Source organism: Ruegeria sp. CDSA193, from assembly GCF_059611885.1.
In genome coordinates this window covers 24,924-43,420 of record NZ_JBXWPN010000002.1, presented here as the reverse complement: position 1 = coordinate 43,420, position 18,497 = coordinate 24,924, and the positions used below count along the sequence as shown (strand labels likewise).

Here is an 18,497-nt window from a genome sequence, read left to right as displayed (position 1 = left end):
TGTTATTGATGTGCAGAATACCACCCAAAGGACTCACATGACTGATCCCCACGCGACCTCTAACAGCAGGCTTCATCTCACAACGGATCTGGACTTACCGGGACGGAATACCGGTGATCTGATGTTGAAATGGTCCGACAATGCTGTGCCCCTTGGGTATTACCCCGTTCCGGTCATCAGCATCCGCGGACAGCCGGGGCCTGTCGTGTTGATGCTTGGGGGAACTCATGGTGATGAATTCGAAGGTCCAGCAGCTATCCTTCGGCTTGCAGCGCAACTTGATCCGTTAAAGTTGACCGGACAGGTCATCCTGATCCCAGCTCTGAACGCGCCGGCGGTTCACGCCTCTTCGCGTGTTTCGCCGCTAGATGGTCAAAACCTGAACCGCGCATTCCCCGGAAATGCAGACGGCGGCCCAACCGCCATGCTTGCCCATTTTATTGAAACTGAAATGATCCCGCGGGCAGATGCCGTGATTGATCTGCATTCCGGAGGCAAGGCATCAGTGTTCGAACCCTGCGCGTTGGCTGCACGAACAGACGATGCGCAGCTCACTGCAGCCAATATGGAATTGGCTCGGGCCTTTGGGTTGCCGTTGATCTGGGTACTCGGTGCGAACAACGACAACCGATCAGTTAACTCCGCCGCGGCTCGGGCCAAGATCCCTATGATCGCGGCGGAACTGAGCGGTGGCGGCGGTGTCGACCCTGATGTGACCGATCTTGCTGAGGCTGGCCTGATGCGTTGCCTGCGTCATCTGGGTGTTCTACCCAGCAGATCCTCGGAATCTGTCCCGACGCACTGCGTAGAAATCGCGGACCCAACGCACAGTCTCTACGCCCCTGCCGATGGCCTGTTTGATCGACGCTGCTCCGCCGGACAATATGTCGAGGCCGGAGCATCTGCTGGCACGCTCTTTTTTCCAGCCGAACCGGATCGCACACCGTTGGATCTGAGGTTTCCAGCTTCGGGTCTTGTTCTTGCCCATGGCAATCGCGGTGTGGTGCGCCGGGGCGATTTGCTGACCTTGGTGGCGCAACCTCTGCCCGAGGGGCCATAGATGCGGACCTATACGCCATTCATCAACGGGTCATTTCTACCCTGGGCCGCTGAAACACTTCCGAGTGTTAACCCGGCCACCGGCACTGAATGGAGCAAGATCGCACGATGTGGCGCTGAAACAGCCGATCAAGCCATACGAAATGCCGACCGCGCCTTTCGGGAAGGCCCATGGGCCAACACCAGCCCAAATGACAGGGCCTATGTTATTGATCAGCTTGCCGATACTTTGGAGACCCGCTGGCAGGAACTGGTCGAGCCCGAGATCCGCGACAATGGCAAGCGGATCTCCGAAGTACGGGGGCAATTTGCCGGATTGCATAGCTGGTTTCGGCATTTCGCAGCACAAGCTCGCAAAATGCAGCCCGAACAACAGGCAAATACAGTCCTCGGTGTGAGCAGCGTAGGCCACTACATCCCATATGGCGTGGTTGTGGCAATAACACCTTGGAATTCTCCTTTGATGATCCTTGCGTGGAAGCTGGCTCCGGCACTGGCGGCGGGCAACACGGTTGTTGTCAAACCATCGGAAATGGCGTCAGCTTCAACGCTGGAATTTGCTCGGCTTGTACATGAGGCTGGGTTACCGCCTGGCGTCCTGAATGTAGTGACTGGGCTCGGCTATGAGGTTGGCGAGTCGCTCGTTCGCCATCCATTGACCCGCAAGGTGACCTTTACCGGGTCAGATCTCGGAGGATGTAAAGTCGCCGAAGCAGCGGCGGCGGGTGTGGTCCCGACAGTGCTGGAGTTAGGAGGAAAATCACCGCAGGTTGTGTTTGCTGACTGTGATCTGGACAACACCGTCAACGGCATTCTCTCTGGTATTTTTCTGTCTAATGGACAGACCTGTGTCGCCGGGTCACGTCTAATCGTCGAAGCCAGCATGAAAGAAAACTTGTTGGCAAAACTGCTGTCACGGGCGCGCGACTTTCGTCTTGGTGATCCGATGGAGCTTGAGACCCAGATTGCTCCGCTGGCCAATGAACCGCACCTGCGCAAAGTGACCGAAATGATTGCACGGGCAAAGGCGGATGGGGCTGTTTGCCTGTTGGACGGGCTTGAAACTGCCGCTGGGCGAGACGGATTTTTTGTTGGCCCAACCATTTTCGACAATGTGACGCCCGACATGCAGCTCTGGCGCGAAGAGGCGTTCGGACCGGTGCTGGCGGTTACCTCATTTGATACAGAAGCCGAGGCCATCGCGCTGTCCAACGATAGCGACTATGGGTTGGCGGCCGGTGTCTGGACCGCGGATCCCGCCAAAGGCGAGCGAGTGGCCGAGGCTATCGTAGCAGGCACCGTTTACATCAATCATTATCGCAGCGTCGATCCCGCCAGCCCTATTGGCGGGGTCAAGCTGTCCGGATATGGGCGAGAACTTGGCCCGGACGCCATCAAGGATTTCTGTCAGATCAAATCCGTCTGGACCGGCGCAGCGCCGGTCCCGGATCCGTTTCCCTGATCTGTCAGCACCAATACGTACGGAGGACGCCATGAATGACCATTTCGACGCCCCCAAAGGCGATTTTAGAGGCCATGACAAGCAGTCAGTTTGGGCTCAGAAACCTGACCCGGAACTGACTGAGGTTGGCCCTGGCACCCCATGCGGGGAATATCTGCGCCGGTTCTGGATGCCGGTGGCAATGACAGATCAGGTTGGTGATCTGCCCTATCGTTTACGCATTCTGGGCGAAGACCTTGTACTGTTTCGCGAGAAGAAAGAAGGCAAGCTGGGGCTGACTCACTTGCATTGCTGCCACCGCAACATGAGCCTTGAGTTCGGGATCGTGGAGGAAGGCGGCATTCGCTGCTCTTATCACGGTTGGAAATACGGGCTGGACGGCACCATTCTGGAGACCCCCTGCGAACCGCCCGCATCACAAGTCAAGAAAAAGGCCTGTTTGGGGGCGTATCCTGTGATCGAATACAAAGGACTCGCCTTTGCCTATATGGGTCCACCCGAAGCCCAACCTCCTTTCCCTGTAATGGACACTTTCGATGATGAGGGTGACGAGCTGGTGCCCTACCTGATCAAATCCCCTTGCAACTGGCTTCAGGTCATGGAGAACGCCTGGGATCCGTTTCATGTGGTCTATCTTCATACGCTGGCCGTGCGCAGCCAATTCATCGACGCCTTCGCCGAAATGCCGATGATTGAGTTTCATGCCAGTGCCACTGGTGATTTTTACACCAATGTGCGGCGTGTAGATGACATCGTCTGGATCCGTATCCATGATCATATGCTGCCGTCATTTACCCAGAACGGTGGGCATTTCCCGGTGCCAAACGGGCCGCGTTATTTTGGGCGTTGCGGGTTGTCGCGCTGGATCACACCCATTGACGACACGAACACCATGGTCATTGCCTGGCGTCATTTCCGCAACGCTGATGCCAACGATGACCCGAAGGGCCTGACTGACAAAAGCAAAGTGGGCTTTGGCAAGACCGACTTCTATGGGCAGGATCCCGATCGCCCATATGAAATGCGGCAACGCGACCCTGGCGACTATGATGCCTGGGTTAGTCAGGGGCCCAAAAATATCCATTCACGCGAAAATCTCAGCTTTTCCGACCGGGGGGTGGCCAAGGCGCGCCGGCTGCTGCGAAATGCCATCCGCGCGCTGCAAAACGGAGAACGTCCGGCACAACCGTCTGACAATTTCTCCGGACAGATCATCCCAACCTACGCCGGTGATACGATGCTGAGAATTCCCGTGCAGGAGGGGCGCGACGATGGTGCAGTTCTCAAGGAGATCTCGCATCGGGTGGCCGAGATTTACATGTCCGGCGATCACTTGCAGGGCGATGATCGCAAAGCCTTCATCATTGAGGCACTAAAAACATACGAGGCAAGTTGGTCATGACCACGCGTATCCCTCACAACCCTGGCCGGGTTGACTGGTCAGGTGAAAACCCGGGCATTTACCTCAAGCAGAACGCTGATAAGGAACAGTATGATACTCTGGCACTGTTTTTCCGCGTTGTGCTCTCGCCTTATGGTCGCGGTCACGCGGCAATCATCTTAGGTGCACCGGATCGGGCGCAAGGTTGGCCACATGTTCCAAATCTGATCATGACCGACAACCAGCGCTTGATGCGTTGGATCGTGGATGGCTGGGTGACCAAAATGCCGACATTCGTCGGCAAAGCGGGTCTAGAGGCGATGACCTGGCTCGACTGCGACAGTGTCGAAAAGCGCCCTGGCAATTTGAAGGCACGTTACTCAGAAACATTACGTGGATCAGGCGTCACGGTCGAAATGATCTGGCACGACATGGGTGCACCTTTGCCGGTCGAGGTGACCAAGGAAAACTCGGCCACCAAAGAGCATGAAATGTATTCGGTGTTTCTGGAAGCAAAATCCGCACAGGTCGTGATCAACGGTACGCCCCTGCCTGGCGTCGTTGCCGATCGGCAGTTCTTTGGCCGAACCATGAGCACGGCTTTTCTAGCCTTTTCGGAAACCTGGGTAACGCCACAGGAGGATCTGTGATGCCATTGAACGAGCCGGTCACACCGGGCACCGTGGATTGGACAGGTGAAAACCCGGGCATTCTGCTAAAAGACGACAATGGCGATTTCACAGCGATGGCTTTGTTCTTTCGCGTTGCCTGGTCGCCGGTCGGACAGGGTCAGGTATTGCTGCTTTATGGGACACCTGATCAGGTTGAAGGACCGCCAGAGGCTCCAAATGTGATCCTCAGCGACAATCCAGATCTGACCACATTCCTGAAAAAGAACTTCATCAGCAAACTGGCTGCATTTGCCGATGCACCAGCATTTGCCACCATGCCTGAAATCGGCGCACAAGCTGTGCGAACCTCCGGCGATCCGATGAGCCACCGTTATACCGAGACAATAGTAGGTGAGAGCCTGACCGTCGAACTCGTCTGGGAGGGGCTCCAACCGCCACGGGCGCTGGAACTGTCGCCGCATGAGGTTGCCTCGGGCGAACAGAACATGTTTTCGCTACTCGTGTCGGCGCATTCGGCACAGATCATTGTCAATGGCAAATTGCTGCCAGGTAAGCTGGGAACAAGGGTACAGGCCGGCTACGAAACGACCACCGCGTTCCTATATTTTTCGGAGACATGGATCACACCGCCGGAGGATCCGTAATGCTGCATCCTGCGGATCAACTCGCATTTGACAGGGCAATGGTAACACAGCCGGTCTGGAACCGGTTCAACACGGCCGCCGACGCGTTGGGGCTTGCGGAAAACACACTGCTTCATGCAGGGCCCGCCTTTGCCGATCCCAATCTAATCACGGCCCCGATCCTTAATTCAGCTTGCGTCGCAGCAGTCTGGCAGGGGCTTGCTCGGGATTTCGACCAAGCCGAGGCGATGATCCTAAATGGTGAAATCGAGTTGAAACCCGCGCAGGATCACGATCTTGTCACTCCTCTGGCCGCTGTTGTCTCGGCAGATATGCCGCTACACACAATTTATGATGCCTGGCGTGGGCAGCAACGTGTGTTCACACCGATCAATGCGGGCAGCCGCCCAGCGATGCGGCTGGGTCAGCGATCCAAGGCAGTGTTGGAGCACATCCGCTGGCTCAACACCCGATTTGTGGATGTGTTGGACAATGGGCTCGCCGAAGGTATCGCACTTGTGCCGCTGGCCGTGACTGGCCTGGTAGGGGGGGACGACTGCCATGGACGAACACCCGTTGCAACAGACGCGCTTATCGCCGAACTGAAAGATCGTACCATTGGCGGGATCAAGGACGAAGAAGCACTGGCCTTCATGGCCAGCTCGCCGTCGCTGTTCCTCAATCTTTGGATGGCAGCCACAAAATGCATGATGAAGTTGGCCGAAGGTGTCGAAGGTTCAAGTTTTGTCACTGCTGCCGGTGGCAACGGGCGCGAGGTTGGTATCCAGATTTCGGGCTTACCCGGCCAATGGTTTACAATTCAAGCCGATCCACCAAAAGGGAAATTCGAAGTCGATGTGCCCCAGGACAGGGCATTGGGAGCAATCGGTGACAGCGCCGTAATTGAGGCTTTCGGACTCGGCGCCATGGCCATCGAATTGAGCCCAGATCAGAAAAAGGGTCTGGGTGCCTTTCTCCCCGACAACGCTCAAGCACGCAGTTCCGGCCTATCCGTAGGGACACATCCTTATTTTCGAACACTAGATATTCAACTAGGCAGCACGGCACGTGGCGCGGTGGCCGAAGGGTCGGGGCCGGTAATTGGTCTGGGTATCCTCGACAAGCTTGGCGAAGCTGGCCGGCTGGGAGGGGGTATTTATGACATGCCGGTCACCCCCTTCGCTGTGGCCATGGAAATGTTGGAGAAATGACGGAGTTAAACAGGTTCAGCGCGCATGAATTGGCCCGGTTGATCCGCAAGGGTGAAGTCAAACCGTCTCAGGTGATGGCGGCACATCTGGACCGAATTTCGCAACGGGAGCCTGCGATCGGGGCGTTTCAGTACCTCGATGCGGATCACGCCATGGAGCTTGCTCACGCTGCCGATACACTTCCAATCGGTGGGCCGCTCCATGGCGTACCTTTTGTTATCAAAGACATTATCGACACAGAAGCCTTGCCAACAGGTTGGGGCAGCGATCTTTATTCCGATCGACAACCAGACAAAAACGCGACATGCGTCCAGGCTTTTCTGATCGCAGGGGCGGTCCCAATTGGCAAGACGGTCACAACCGAGTTTGCCTATTTTCGACCGGGCAATACTGCAAATCCGGCAAGTCCTGGACATACCCCCGGCGGCTCTTCCTCCGGGTCTGCCGCTGCGGTCGCCGACTTCATGGCACCGCTCGCATTTGGCTCGCAGACAGCTGCCTCTTTGATCCGGCCGGCCGCTTATTGCGGTATCTGCGGCCTCAAACCGACCACCGGTAACTATGATCTGAGCGGGGTTATGGGCTTGTCAGGCAGCCTTGACACGCTGGGAGTTCTGGCAAGAGATCCGCGTGATCTGGCGTTGGCAGATGCCGTTTTGCGTGGAGCAAAACTGACACCGCCACCTGAATACGACGTTGCGTTGCCCCGGGTCAGCCTGATGCGTGGTCCCCATTGGGCGGACGGATCGATAGAGATGCGCGACACCTGCACACGTGCGCTGGCAGCCATTGCCGCGACCGGTGCGGAAACAGGTGAAATCACGCACCCGCCGATATTTTCCCGGCTTACACAGGCGCAAATAACCGTCATGGGGTACGAGGCAGCCCGCCTTCGCAAAACAGAGTACCAAATTGGCGTCCCCGGTATCAGCCAGCAATTCCACGATTTGATAGCCGATGGGCTGCTGGTTACAGAAGACGAATATCTTACTGCGGTTGAGACCCGTAACCGTGCATCAACCATGCTGGATCAAATGTTCCGCGACGTGGATGCGTTGTTGGTTCCCTCAGCTCCTGGTCCGGCACCGGCAGGGCTTGGCGCGACAGGTGACCCGGTGTTCTCGCGGATGTGGACTCTGCTTCAGGTGCCCTCAATCGCCCTGCCCTTTGGTGCGGATCACTCTGGGCTACCGCTTGGTATACAACTGATCGGCCCGTACGGAGCAGATAAGCGATTGCTGGACATCGCCCAATGGGTGCACGGGATTCTGCAGGTATCCTGCCGAGCAGCATAAATCCCGCTCTCCGGATGCTGTATCAACCGACCAGCGGCAGCAGTATTGCCAAAGACAGAGGGATGCTCACTGCGGCGATCAGGGTTTGCAATGTGACAATCGCTGCCATCAAAGGGGCATCGCCACCCAGTTGCTTTGACAGCGTGTACGAGGATGCACCAGTTGGCACCACAGAATAAACGACAGCAATTTGCAGCACGTCCCGGGGCAATCCAACCGCCAACCCGACCACCAGTACCGCTATGGGGAAGACCACCATCTTGCCTAAGAACGCAAGGATCAGCGGTAACACACTGGCGGCCATAGCGCGCACTCTCAAATTTGCGCCTACGGCCAACAAGGTAATCGGTAAAGCCCCGGCCCCTAAAACGTCTGCTACATCATGTAAAACCGGGATCCGGTCACCGATCAGCTGGTTGGCGCCGAACGCAAGCAATATCGAAATAACATAAGGATTGCGGGCAAGCTCGCGCAGGATTGCTACAGGCAAACTGGTGGCATTGTCGCGTTGCAGTGCACCGACCAGCATGACCACCATTACGATATTGGTGGTCGGCACCAGTATCGCAGTCGCAAGAATAGCGATATCTAATCCTGTGGGACCAAAAAGATTTGCCGCCAGCGCCAGCCCGATGAATGAGTTATGCCGAGCGCTTCCCTGTAGTATCGATGTACCTTGCGGTGCCGCGAACCCAAAAAGGCGCGCACTTATGAAGGCAAAGATCAGCGCCGCAACAAACCCGCCCAGAATGGTAACCGAGTAAAGGCCAAGCGCGGATTTATCGAGTGGCGACAGCGAGATTTTGGTAAACAGCAGACAAGGCATCAGTACCCAATAGACAAGCTTGTCGTTCAGGTTCCAGAAATCGGTGCTGGGGATGCCGCCCTTTCGAAGAGCCAAGCCCAAAGCGATGATCAGAAAGATCGGCAGGATGGAAGTCAGTGTCGTCAGCATGGCGATCCGTGGGAAAAAATGAACACACCCAACCCGACACTTTCAAAGAGTGAAGATCAATGTCATTCGACGCCGAAATTGTACCTCGGTCATCAGGATGCTTCGGACTCGTCGTCGATGACGCCCATTGCATCGATTTCGACCAATAACGATGGATCAGCCAATCCCTGCACGACAACACCGGTCGAACAGTGGTGCACGCCGTCAAACCAGCGATTGATCGCCTCATAAACGGCGGGGCGATAGGAGATGTCGGTGACATAGACGGTAAGTTTGCAGACATCCGCCAAACTGCCCCCGGCTTCTTCCATCCAGCGCTGGATGTTGCGGCAGGCCTGATCTGCCTGTACGCCCGGATCGCCTTCACCAATCAATGTTCCGTCCAGCAGAGTACCAACCTGTCCCTGCATGAACACAAAATCACCTCGGGCCCGGATCGCTTTGGAATAGGTCGCCTGCGCGTGATAGCGGGTCTGGTACTTGTGGATATGTGTGCGGGTCATGACATCCCTTTCTTCAGGTGACGGCGCGAGCCAGATAGTCCTCTACCATGTCACTAAAGCTCTGTTCGACAGCGAATTCGAAACCATCCTTACATCGCATCACCAATGCCTTGAGGCCAAACAGTTCAGTATAGGTGACAGCGTCTTTGCCGAATGCAGTGTCATGCAGATCCAACGGGCAGGCAATGGCCATCACTTCGCCCGCTTGCGGACCCACTACTTTGAAAAAGGCCAGAGTATCCGAAATCTGCACAATACTGATATCGGCGGGACAATCGGTAGGCTTGAGCTGTGCTCTCAACGTTTGTTCCAAATCCAGCGAAGCACGGGCGATCCAGTGGTCTCGCCCGATGTGATACAGCTCAATCGCATCTTTCTCTGTTCGTCTATTAGGCTTATCGGACAAACGGGGCAAAGCGTCCCCCACCCAGTTTTCAATCGCTGCCAACGCCCCTTTGAGATCGAACAGTGCGTTCAGACTCTGGCGTGTGATCTGTACGTCATAGCTCATCTCAGGACCTCAGCAATTTGCCGTCGGGGTCGTGGAACACCGGCTTGGTAATGGTGACTGGGATAACCCCATCTTTCAGGCGCACATGGGCGGATTCCCCATGCCGCGCGTGCCCGTTTTCCAGCAACGCCAAACCGACCCAACGGTCGTTCACCACACTCCAGACACAGGCGGTGACGAGCCCCTCGGTGGCTTCTTTTCGGCCTCCGGGGGTGAGCGGTGCACCTTCAGGCACTTGTCGATTGGGGTCTTCAGGAAGAATGCCAACCAGTTCTCGCCGGGTGCCGCCACCTTCACGACGCAGCTCAATCGAACGCTTACCCAAATAGTCAGGCTTCTTCTTCGACATGACCCATCCCATACCCAGATCGTGGGCATCTACAGTGCCGTCCACCTCATGCCCCAGTGACAGAAAGCCCTTTTCGACCCGCAGAACGTGGCTGGATTCCGAACCCACTGGCAGAATGCCAAAGGGCGCGCCCGCCTCGATCACTTTGTTCCACAGTGCAGCCATGTGGCGCGGCGCGACGTTGACCTCAAATGACAGCTCGCCAGTGAAACTGACACGCACGACGCGGGCCGGGATCCCAGCCACGGTGCCGTCGCGGAAAGACATGAAAGGAAAGGCCTCAGACGACAGGTCAATATCTGTTCCCAACGCCTGCATGACATGGCGTGCATGGGGCCCGCATATGGTGGCGTTGTTCCATTGGCTGGTCACAGTAGTGATCATGACCTGCCAGTCGGGAAACTCGGTCTGAAGAAGCTTTTCCATGTGCTGGTTGACCGCGTCTGCATGACCCGTCGACGTTGAGACCATCCAACGGTGCTCGTCCAGCCGAAAGACCACCCCGTCGTCCAGGATCAGCCCGTCATCAGACAGCATGAGACCATAACGCCCGTCACCGGGTTTCAGGCTGGACATGACATTTGAGTAAAGAAAATCGAGAAAGTGCGGGACATCACTCCCTTTCAGCTCGAATGTGCCGAGGGGGGAGCCGTCATAGACGCCTACACCGTCGCGCACCGCACGACATTCGCGGTTCACAGCCTCCTGCAACCCTTCTCCAGGTTTGGGGAAGTATCCAGGACGCTGCCAACGGGCGCCAGCTTCGTACATCACCGCACCATTGTCCTTGTTCCACTGCGTGACCGGCGTGTGGCGGTAGGGGAACAGCACTGTCTCCTCGCGCAAGCCTCCGATCGCGCCAAAGGAAACTGGTGTGTAGGGAGAGCGAAAGGTTGTCGTTCCGACATCCTGCAAGGGCACACCCTTTTGCATCGCAACAGTACCGATAATGTTGATATTACCGGTTTTTCCCTGGTCGATGCCCATGCCGCCGGTGGTATATCGCTTGACGTGCTCGACATTGTCATAGCCTTCGCGCAGGGCCAAGTGTACATCGCTAACCGCCACATCGTTCTGCAGATCCAGAAATGCCTTTCCACGTTGCCCCGCGACGTCTACGCGCCATAGCGGCTCGATGGCATAGGGCAGGTCCGAACCTCCTTCGATAATCCCGTCAAGCGTCAACTCTCCTGCGGCAGCTCCGACAGCGCGGCAAGCTTGGGCGGCCTGATCGGGTACGAAAGCGGACAACTCCTCATCAAACCGCAGAGTACTTCTGGATTGAGACCACAGATGCACGGTTGGGTTCCAACCGCCGGAATGGCCCAGCAGGTCACAATCGATCCAGGTCTCCGCCCCAGTACTGACGGATACCGCACGTACCGCGCGCACCCGCTTGTGACCTCGCACACCTGCGGCGACGGTGCCTGTATGAACGGTGACGCCCTTTGCCATATCCAGTGCGGCTTGCGGCACTGTATCGCGACTGTCTAGGATTGCGACGACCAACACACCTGCTGCCATTAGGTCAGCTGCAACTGCGTAAACGCTGTTGTTGTTGGTAAAAAGAACAACTCGTTGTCCCGGAGTGACACCCCAACGATTGACATAAGCCTGTACTGACGAAGCCAGCATGACGCCCGGCCGATCATTGTCTGCAAAAACCATGGCGCGTTCGGTGGACCCGGTGGCGACAACCACCTCGTCTGCACGCACCCGCCAGCTCCGCTCCAGAATATTGCCTTCTAAGGGTTCCCGTTCATTCGCGATCAAAAGATTATGTTCGCGATAGGCCCAGACTGTTGCATTTTGCAGATGGATAACGTTGCCCATCCCACGCAATTCTTCAACAGTTTCAGCCACCCAGTCCAATGCGGATCGCCCGTTGATTTTTAGATCCCGGTTCAACAGGCTGCCACCTGCCTCTGTTCCCTCATCAGCAATGAACACACGTTTGCCAGACCTGCCCGCCTCCAGCGCGGTCTGCAATCCGGCAGGTCCCGCACCAGCGATCAACACATCGGCATGGGCATGACGCGCTTCGAAGTGGCCCGAAGTAGGAGGTTGCGCGGGTGCTGCCGCCAGCCCCGCAGCTTTGCGGATAGATGGTTCGAACAGATGCCAGTTGGGCCACTTGAATGTCTTGTAGTAGAAGCCAGCTGGAATGAAGCGTCCTAATAGCTGATTAACGCCACCAAGATCAAACTCGGGCGAAGGCCAGCAGTTGACTGAGCGGGCGCTCAGCCCATCGCGCAGCGGCACAGTTGTTGCCGGACGGTTACCCGATGAATCTTCACCGTCCAGCTCGACTAAAGTCGCCGGTTCCTCAGGTCCATGACCAACGATGCCGCGCGGGCGATGATATTTGAAACTGCGGGCTGTGATACGGACCCCATTGGCCAGCAAGGCCGAGGCCAGAGTATCTCCTTTGTAACCTTCATAGGTTTTTCCGTTAAACCGGAACGTCATTGGGCTGGTACGATCTATACGCCCGCCCGAAGCACGACGATTACTCTGAGCCATCGGGTGCCTCCACAATGTCATGGGTTCGGGTATCGCGCCAGATTGTCAGCCATTCACCGCAACCTCGCCCGTGCCACCATTTCTCCTGCACCGGTCCTAACGGGTTCGGTGCTACAGTCAGGTACTCAACCCATTCCGCGTCGCTCACGGCATTTGGATCAGGCCGATCGGCACCGACAGGGCCGCCAAAGATAAATTCACTTTCGTTACGCTTGCCGCAGAATGGGCAGGGGATAAGCAACATGGTCCTGTCCTCTCTATCGGGCGGTTGTGGTGCCGGCTTCCATCACAAAATCCAGATGACGGAATCGGTCGAGGGTAAATGAAGACATCAGCGGATGAGGCTGACCCTTAGCAACCAGATGGGCCAGGGTCAGACCGCCTGCCGGGATCGCCTTGTAACCACCCCACCAACCCGCCGTGATGAACAGCCCCGGCACTTCGGTCTGATCCATGATAGGCGAGGCGTCATGCGCGATATCCAGATGCCCGCCCCATTGTCGCATCAGCTTGAGCTTTTTGAATGACGGGAACAACGACAACATCGTCGTCACAGTATCTTCGAACACGTTTTGCTTGATGTCCCGGCGAAAGCTCTGGCCCATGTCAGGCGCGCCGCCAATTACCATTTCACCCTTGTCAGATTGACTGAAATAGAACCCGCTGTCGGGGCAATTCACGATCACATCGACCAACGGCTGGACTGGCTCGGAAACAAAAGCTGTCAGGTTCATAGTTCGCAGCGGCAGCTTCAGCCCGGCGGTTTCCGTCAACGTTGTGGTATGTCCAGACACCGCTACGACAACTTTCTTGGCTCGAATGGTTCCGCGATTGGTTTCGACACCGTCGATCGCGCCGTCTGCACCTCGGATCAGCGATTGCACTGCGGTCTGCTGGTGGATCTCGACCCCCATCGCGTCCGCCGCGCGGGCATATCCCCAGGCCACTGCATCATGCCGGTTCACACCCGCATCGGTATGTACCATGCCGCAAATGATTGGCAGGCGAGCATCAGGTCCTCCGCCAGTCAGCGCGGGAATGCGACGGCGTAATTCGTCTGTATTGATCTGCTCGTAAGTTGAGCCGTAGATGTCCATGACCAATTGCCGTCGCCGAAGCTCTCGCAGCTTGGGCCAGGTCTGTACGACATCTACCATGGTGCGCTTTGAGTGCATCATATTGAAGTTCAGCTCGTGTGTAAGCCCTTCGTACATTGCGACTGATTTGACATAGAACGGGATCGACTCGTCCCGCATGTAGTTTGAACGGATTGTCACCGTATTGCGCGCGATGTTACCGCCGCCCAGCCAGCCTCGCTCCAGCACGGCGACGTCGGTAATGCCAAATTCCTTGGCCAGATAATAGGCAGTGGCCAGACCGTGACCCCCTGCCCCAATCACGACAACTTCATACCGGTCTTTCAAGGGTGGGCTTCGCCAGGCCAAGGGCCAGTTGCGATGGCCAGAGAGCGCGTTTCGAGCGAGTGAGAACACAGAGTATTTTTGCATGTTGGTAATTCTATTTACTAAGAAGCAATGTACGTCAATAAATAAATTTACCTAAATGCAATCCCCGTTTTGGCGCGCCGCAGCATTTGAACGGGTCATCGCGCGCATCGCGTACATGACTTGTTGCGGTATTTGCTGGTTCGGTCAGGTTATTTCGGGTAGGGTGCGTCATGCATGTTCGCATCAAACAGTTTCACCAAAACCTAGCCGGAAAATGGTCAACCCGGTCGAAGTGGCCCTGTTTCATCATAAACTGTCGCAGCTCTCCAACATCCTGACTCCATGAGAACTTAGGCGCATAGCGCCTGTTTTTTTTACCGCCCTCAATCTCGGGTGGAATTTATGGATGGAAAAGCAATGACAACATCAACTGAAATTATGACGATTCAGGATACCTATGCACGCGACGGTGTCGTGCTGCTAAGGGATATCCTATCTGACGAATGGCTGACCAAACTGCGACACGCTGTAGATACCGAAATCAAAAAGGGCGACCGCTATTTCGCCTACAAGAATATGCGTGAAACGCCGGGTGTGTTTCAGGACTATTGCCTGAAGTCGGATATCGGCCAGCGCGTGTCTCAGGTAGCTGGCAGCCCATGGACATCGCTGATCTATGACCAAATATTCGTGAAGGAGCCGGGAACGCAGACTCAAACCGGATGGCATACAGATCAGCCTTATTGGCCGGTCTCCGGCCCGATCATGACAATGTGGATCGCGCTTGACCCTGTAGACCCGGACAATGGAGCGCTGGAATTTGTACGTGGTTCACATGCGTGGGGGGCCAAGTACCGTCCGTTCAAAACCGATCAACTCGGTGGTTTTCTACACCATCTGGAACAGGACAATCCCGACTATATCGATATGCCAGATTTTGAGGCAAACCGCGACGACTACGACATCTTCCATTTTGAGAATATGCAGCCCGGTGATGCATTGGCCTTTGACGGGATGACCGTTCATTCTGCTATGGGTAACAGAACCACCACCCGTCGCAGGCGAGGGTATGCAATCCGTTTTGCCGTTGACGGAGCAACTTATGAGCCACGCGATTCCGTCACCGAATGGCTGCATGATGACAGTCTTAAACCGGGCGCGCCGTTTGCCGGTGGACGGTTCCCCGTCATCTACGAAACTGCGTAAATCTGCGGCAGAGGGCTGGATTTCCCAGCCCTCTGCCAAGATCTCAGGCCTTCCGCGCGACGGCCTCCTGTGACGTATTCTCGGCCTCGATAGCACGGTCAAGAACGCGTCGGAATTGTTTGGCGCCCGCATCGAGGCCCAAATCAATATTCGACGTGGTGGCGTTCTTCATACCTTTGTGGACTGCCTCCAGCACATCCTTATCCTCTAGAAATGCCATACGCGCACCGTCATTCATGTAGGTTGACACTTCGGCATCGTCGGCAAGAGAATTACGATGCTGGAACCAGAAATACCTCGTCCGATCCTCATCAATCGGGGTCATGAAATTATATGAGATATTGATGAAGGTTTCAGCAACCGGACTCTTGTCATACCCACCGGTTCCAACCGGCGTGTAAATGGACTTGTTCAACCCGATGGCAGGCATGCACATCTCATAATGTTGCAGGCGGTCGCATTCGCCCCCGAACGCCACAAGCTTGGAATAGTAAGGTGAAGGCGGTTTGTTCTCAATCCAGCGCGACACGATTACACCGCGATCTGTCTTTTCCACGTTCAATGGTTCTTCGTCCGTCCCTGCCCCCGCAAACGAACTCACGTGCACCCAAGCCACATGGCTGGGATCAAGCAGGTTGTCACAGACCCAAAGGTAGTGGCAATCGATATCCATCACGCCACCATCCGTCATGCCCCAGGTTGTGTTATCGAAATTCTCTACGGGGAAAATCTGATCAGGATTTGCCAGTGCCGGATCCCCCATCCAGATCCAGAGCAATCGATAGCGGTCAACCACCGGATAAGATTTGACAACCGCACGGCGTGGGGTCATCCCACGCTGGGTGGGGCTGTCTATGCACTTGCCCGAGCAGTCGAAAGTCAAACCGTGATAGCCGCACTCGACCAGATCGCCTATCAGATTGCCCTTTGACAAAGGCAGCTTGCGATGCGGGCACGCATCCGCCAGGGCAACCGGCGCGCCATCCTGCTGGCGATAAAGCACGACGTTTTCGCCCAGAAAGGTCTCGGCCTTCAAATCGCGACCAATATCTTTGCTCCATGCGGCAACATACCAGCAGTTTTTCAGATACATGATCCCGCTCTCCGTTCAATATCTAGCTTGCGCCAATATGGGGTAATTTCCCCGCACTTCGCCATGCTGGATTGGTAATGGGACATATAAGGTCTACTAATTTGACTCGTTTGCGAGCAGCGGGATGTCGGGTTGCGCTTTGGCTTCGGCATGAATCCAGTTCAGGAATTCGCTGACCTTTTGGCTATCCTTCGTCTCATGCCGCCGCACCAGCCAGTAGGACAAAGGCGATTGCGTCAAATGTGGGAACGGTCGCACCAATCGGCCATCACAGAGTGCGTCGATCACGAGCGGCTCACGACCGAGCGCTACGCCGAGCCCTTCGATTGCAGCTTGTACAACCATATTCGACTGCCCCAACCGACGTGTACGCAGCACTGTCGGCAAGTTAAGATCACATTGCCGGGCCCAGAATTCCCACGTCGGGTTAGCCGCACCATGACGTAGGTTTTCATCCACAAGCAGTGTGTGACGAGACAAATCTTTGATGCCATGAAGATCGGGTAACAGAGCTGGAGCACAGACAGGAAAAAGCCGTTCTTCCATCAACAGATCGGCCTGCAACCCCGGGTACTCACCCAGCCCATACCGAATGCCGATATCCGCATCGGCACCAGAAAAGGGGTGCTGCCCGGTATCTGTAGCGATCGAAATCGACAAGTCGGGATGCGCCAAATCAAAGTGAATAAGCCGCGGAAACAACCAGTTAAACGCAAAGCCCGGCAGACATGAAATGACTATTGTTCGGTCGCTGCGAGTTTTATCCCGCAACTGAGCGCAGACGTCAGAAATACGCCCCAATCCATCGGATATAGCCAGAGCCAGCTGTTCGCCCTCGCGTGTGGGACGTGACTGACGCGCACCGCGCACCAGCAATTCTCTGCCAAGCCATTCCTCCAGCGACCTTACATGCTGGCTTACCGCACTTTGACTTACACCCAGCTCTTCGGCTGCTGGCGAAAAGCCGGAATGGCGGACGACCGCCTCAAAAGCGCGAAGCGCCGAATATGGCAAATTCAGGATCATATTAGCTATCCTAATGTCAGGCATTACTTCTTTCAAATGGATTAGAGTCGATACAGGGCTCTAGATTTCTAAGATCAAATCTTTGGGGGTACTGATGTCCGACACAACGCCCGGGCGAGGAGCGCTAAACCTTCTGGTGAACTGTGCCCATGCAACAGCGGGCGACCGGTTGCTGATCGCCTACGAGCCTCCGCAGTTCGGGTATTTCGACTCAAATTGTGTAGACATCTTCAGCCAGGCGGCACAGCAGCTAGGGCTAATTGTTGATGCGGTTGATGTGGGTTTCAACCCTGACAACCCCCATCTCTCGCCCGACCTTCTTGTCCGATTTCGAGCTGCAGACATCATCCTGTTCTTGGCGCGCCTGGGCGATCAGTTGCGGTTTTCGGACATGCCGCGGGGCAAAAGGATCATTGTCAGTTTTGCGGTGAACAAAGAACTGCTGGGCTCGGGGTTTTCGAACGGCCACCACGATGCGTTTTTGGAACTCAAGTCAGACGTCAATGCGGTGCTTGATGCGGCAGACGAAGTCCGGATCACCTGCCCGCTGGGAACTGATGTACGTGGACACCCGATTATGGATCTGAAGCCCACTGGGGATACCTCGATCCTGCGCTTTCCAATGTCCGTCTTTACACCGGTTCCAGCACATAGTTTTTCTGGCAGGGTGGCCGTCAGTTTTCTTACCGGGACCGGGTCGAGGTATTATGACAATTATACTATCGAATTCGACGAACCGGTTTTTGCAATCATGGAAAATGGCCAGCTAACGCGGTTTGACGGCGACCCTGCTAATGTTGCAAGAGCTGAGGCCCACTATGATCGGGTTGCCGGGCAGTTCGACATAGATCGTAATTTTGTACATTCATGGCATGCTGGGATTCACCCAGGCTGCGGATATCCCTGGGATATGCGAGAAAATTACGAAAGATGGGGCGGGTCTGCTTTTGGCAATCCGCGTATTCTGCATTTCCACACTTGTGGTGCTTATGCCCCCGGTGAAATCAGCTGGAACGTAATCGATCCGACCATTGTGATCGACGGCGAGACTTACTGGGACAATGGTGTTTTTTACGCTGAACGGCTGCCTGCTGGACCGTCAATTCTCGATCGCCATTCCTGCGCGGCGGCATTGTTTGCTGATCCTGATCCGAATATCGGATTGCGTGCGGTTATCTGATCATTCCTAACTTGATCGAATCGCGCCCAGATAGGATGAT

At 55.7% G+C, this 18,497-nt stretch carries 17 protein-coding genes; 9 read left to right on the top strand and 8 right to left on the bottom strand.

Annotation, left to right across the window (positions count from 1 at the left end; all coding sequences use genetic code 11):
- Positions 1–37: 37 nt before the first annotated feature.
- The 7 genes from AC2FLG_RS03240 to AC2FLG_RS03210 are packed head-to-tail and all read left to right on the top strand — an operon-like array spanning position 38 to position 7,663.
- Positions 38–1,060, top strand: coding sequence for a succinylglutamate desuccinylase/aspartoacylase family protein (locus tag AC2FLG_RS03240; RefSeq protein WP_496691501.1), 1,023 nt, complete (start codon positions 38–40; stop codon positions 1,058–1,060).
- Positions 1,061–2,521 (top strand): aldehyde dehydrogenase family protein, encoded by a 1,461-nt coding sequence (locus AC2FLG_RS03235; RefSeq protein WP_496691500.1) that lies wholly within the window; start codon positions 1,061–1,063, stop codon positions 2,519–2,521. It begins immediately after the preceding gene.
- A gap of 31 nt (positions 2,522–2,552) precedes the next feature.
- Positions 2,553–3,923, top strand: coding sequence for a Rieske 2Fe-2S domain-containing protein (locus AC2FLG_RS03230; protein ID WP_496704974.1), 1,371 nt, complete (start codon positions 2,553–2,555; stop codon positions 3,921–3,923).
- Positions 3,920–4,552 (top strand): hypothetical protein, encoded by a 633-nt coding sequence (locus AC2FLG_RS03225; protein ID WP_496704972.1) that lies wholly within the window; start codon positions 3,920–3,922, stop codon positions 4,550–4,552. Before AC2FLG_RS03230 ends, AC2FLG_RS03225 begins: the two co-directional genes overlap by 4 nt.
- Positions 4,552–5,178: a hypothetical protein gene (locus AC2FLG_RS03220; protein WP_496704971.1), complete on the top strand. Its 627-nt coding sequence runs from the start codon at positions 4,552–4,554 to the stop codon at positions 5,176–5,178. Before AC2FLG_RS03225 ends, AC2FLG_RS03220 begins: the two co-directional genes overlap by 1 nt.
- A complete protein-coding gene (locus AC2FLG_RS03215) occupies positions 5,178–6,368 on the top strand; it encodes a YlbE family protein (protein WP_496704969.1) in 1,191 nt (396 codons plus the stop codon). The genes AC2FLG_RS03220 and AC2FLG_RS03215 overlap by 1 nt, the downstream gene beginning before the upstream one ends.
- Positions 6,365–7,663, top strand: a complete 1,299-nt coding sequence (locus AC2FLG_RS03210; protein WP_496704967.1) for an amidase — start codon at positions 6,365–6,367, stop codon at positions 7,661–7,663. The genes AC2FLG_RS03215 and AC2FLG_RS03210 overlap by 4 nt, the downstream gene beginning before the upstream one ends.
- Before the next feature lie 22 nt (positions 7,664–7,685).
- On the opposite strand, the gene AC2FLG_RS03205 is transcribed toward AC2FLG_RS03210, so the two are convergent.
- The 6 genes from AC2FLG_RS03205 to AC2FLG_RS03180 all read right to left on the bottom strand — a co-directional run bounded on the left by AC2FLG_RS03205 (position 7,686) and on the right by AC2FLG_RS03180 (position 14,012).
- The gene (locus AC2FLG_RS03205; RefSeq protein ID WP_496691494.1) at positions 7,686–8,618 is read right to left on the bottom strand and encodes an AEC family transporter; all 933 of its coding nucleotides are present in this window, start codon (positions 8,616–8,618) and stop codon (positions 7,686–7,688) included.
- 92 nt (positions 8,619–8,710) lie between these two features.
- Complete coding sequence (locus AC2FLG_RS03200) at positions 8,711–9,121, bottom strand: RidA family protein (protein WP_496702232.1); 411 nt, start codon at positions 9,119–9,121, stop codon at positions 8,711–8,713.
- A gap of 13 nt (positions 9,122–9,134) precedes the next feature.
- Positions 9,135–9,632, bottom strand: a complete 498-nt coding sequence (locus AC2FLG_RS03195) for a sarcosine oxidase subunit gamma (RefSeq protein ID WP_496704965.1) — start codon at positions 9,630–9,632, stop codon at positions 9,135–9,137.
- 1 nt (position 9,633) lies between these two features.
- Positions 9,634–12,504 carry a 2Fe-2S iron-sulfur cluster-binding protein gene (locus AC2FLG_RS03190; protein ID WP_496704963.1) on the bottom strand — a complete coding sequence of 957 codons (2,871 nt, stop codon included), beginning with the start codon at positions 12,502–12,504 and terminating at the stop codon, positions 9,634–9,636.
- Positions 12,491–12,748 (bottom strand): sarcosine oxidase subunit delta, encoded by a 258-nt coding sequence (locus AC2FLG_RS03185; protein WP_496691490.1) that lies wholly within the window; start codon positions 12,746–12,748, stop codon positions 12,491–12,493. Before AC2FLG_RS03185 ends, AC2FLG_RS03190 begins: the two co-directional genes overlap by 14 nt.
- A 13-nt stretch (positions 12,749–12,761) precedes the next feature.
- Positions 12,762–14,012, bottom strand: a complete 1,251-nt coding sequence (locus AC2FLG_RS03180) for an FAD-dependent oxidoreductase (RefSeq protein WP_496704961.1) — start codon at positions 14,010–14,012, stop codon at positions 12,762–12,764.
- A gap of 357 nt (positions 14,013–14,369) precedes the next feature.
- On the opposite strand from AC2FLG_RS03180, the gene AC2FLG_RS03175 reads away from it, so the two are divergent.
- Positions 14,370–15,158 carry a phytanoyl-CoA dioxygenase family protein gene (locus tag AC2FLG_RS03175; protein ID WP_496704959.1) on the top strand — a complete coding sequence of 263 codons (789 nt, stop codon included), beginning with the start codon at positions 14,370–14,372 and terminating at the stop codon, positions 15,156–15,158.
- A 43-nt stretch (positions 15,159–15,201) separates the two neighbouring features.
- On the opposite strand, the gene AC2FLG_RS03170 is transcribed toward AC2FLG_RS03175, so the two are convergent.
- On the bottom strand, positions 15,202–16,251 hold the full coding sequence (locus AC2FLG_RS03170; RefSeq protein WP_496704955.1) for an aromatic ring-hydroxylating dioxygenase subunit alpha: 1,050 nt from the start codon (positions 16,249–16,251) through the stop codon (positions 15,202–15,204).
- A 96-nt stretch (positions 16,252–16,347) separates the two neighbouring features.
- Positions 16,348–17,277 (bottom strand): LysR substrate-binding domain-containing protein, encoded by a 930-nt coding sequence (locus AC2FLG_RS03165; protein WP_496691486.1) that lies wholly within the window; start codon positions 17,275–17,277, stop codon positions 16,348–16,350.
- Between the two features lie 94 nt (positions 17,278–17,371).
- On the opposite strand from AC2FLG_RS03165, the gene AC2FLG_RS03160 reads away from it, so the two are divergent.
- Positions 17,372–18,457, top strand: coding sequence for a hypothetical protein (locus AC2FLG_RS03160; protein ID WP_496704953.1), 1,086 nt, complete (start codon positions 17,372–17,374; stop codon positions 18,455–18,457).
- Positions 18,458–18,497: the final 40 nt, after the last annotated feature.

Coding starts and splice junctions, on each gene's coding strand:
- AC2FLG_RS03240 (WP_496691501.1), top strand. CDS start 38: ATGACTGATCCCCACGCGACCTCTAACAGCAGGCTTCATCTCACAACG.
- AC2FLG_RS03235 (WP_496691500.1), top strand. CDS start 1,061: ATGCGGACCTATACGCCATTCATCAACGGGTCATTTCTACCCTGGGCC.
- AC2FLG_RS03230 (WP_496704974.1), top strand. CDS start 2,553: ATGAATGACCATTTCGACGCCCCCAAAGGCGATTTTAGAGGCCATGAC.
- AC2FLG_RS03225 (WP_496704972.1), top strand. CDS start 3,920: ATGACCACGCGTATCCCTCACAACCCTGGCCGGGTTGACTGGTCAGGT.
- AC2FLG_RS03220 (WP_496704971.1), top strand. CDS start 4,552: ATGCCATTGAACGAGCCGGTCACACCGGGCACCGTGGATTGGACAGGT.
- AC2FLG_RS03215 (WP_496704969.1), top strand. CDS start 5,178: ATGCTGCATCCTGCGGATCAACTCGCATTTGACAGGGCAATGGTAACA.
- AC2FLG_RS03210 (WP_496704967.1), top strand. CDS start 6,365: ATGACGGAGTTAAACAGGTTCAGCGCGCATGAATTGGCCCGGTTGATC.
- AC2FLG_RS03205 (WP_496691494.1), bottom strand. CDS start 8,618: ATGCTGACGACACTGACTTCCATCCTGCCGATCTTTCTGATCATCGCT.
- AC2FLG_RS03200 (WP_496702232.1), bottom strand. CDS start 9,121: ATGACCCGCACACATATCCACAAGTACCAGACCCGCTATCACGCGCAG.
- AC2FLG_RS03195 (WP_496704965.1), bottom strand. CDS start 9,632: ATGAGCTATGACGTACAGATCACACGCCAGAGTCTGAACGCACTGTTC.
- AC2FLG_RS03190 (WP_496704963.1), bottom strand. CDS start 12,504: ATGGCTCAGAGTAATCGTCGTGCTTCGGGCGGGCGTATAGATCGTACC.
- AC2FLG_RS03185 (WP_496691490.1), bottom strand. CDS start 12,748: ATGTTGCTTATCCCCTGCCCATTCTGCGGCAAGCGTAACGAAAGTGAA.
- AC2FLG_RS03180 (WP_496704961.1), bottom strand. CDS start 14,012: ATGCAAAAATACTCTGTGTTCTCACTCGCTCGAAACGCGCTCTCTGGC.
- AC2FLG_RS03175 (WP_496704959.1), top strand. CDS start 14,370: ATGACAACATCAACTGAAATTATGACGATTCAGGATACCTATGCACGC.
- AC2FLG_RS03170 (WP_496704955.1), bottom strand. CDS start 16,251: ATGTATCTGAAAAACTGCTGGTATGTTGCCGCATGGAGCAAAGATATT.
- AC2FLG_RS03165 (WP_496691486.1), bottom strand. CDS start 17,277: ATGATCCTGAATTTGCCATATTCGGCGCTTCGCGCTTTTGAGGCGGTC.
- AC2FLG_RS03160 (WP_496704953.1), top strand. CDS start 17,372: ATGTCCGACACAACGCCCGGGCGAGGAGCGCTAAACCTTCTGGTGAAC.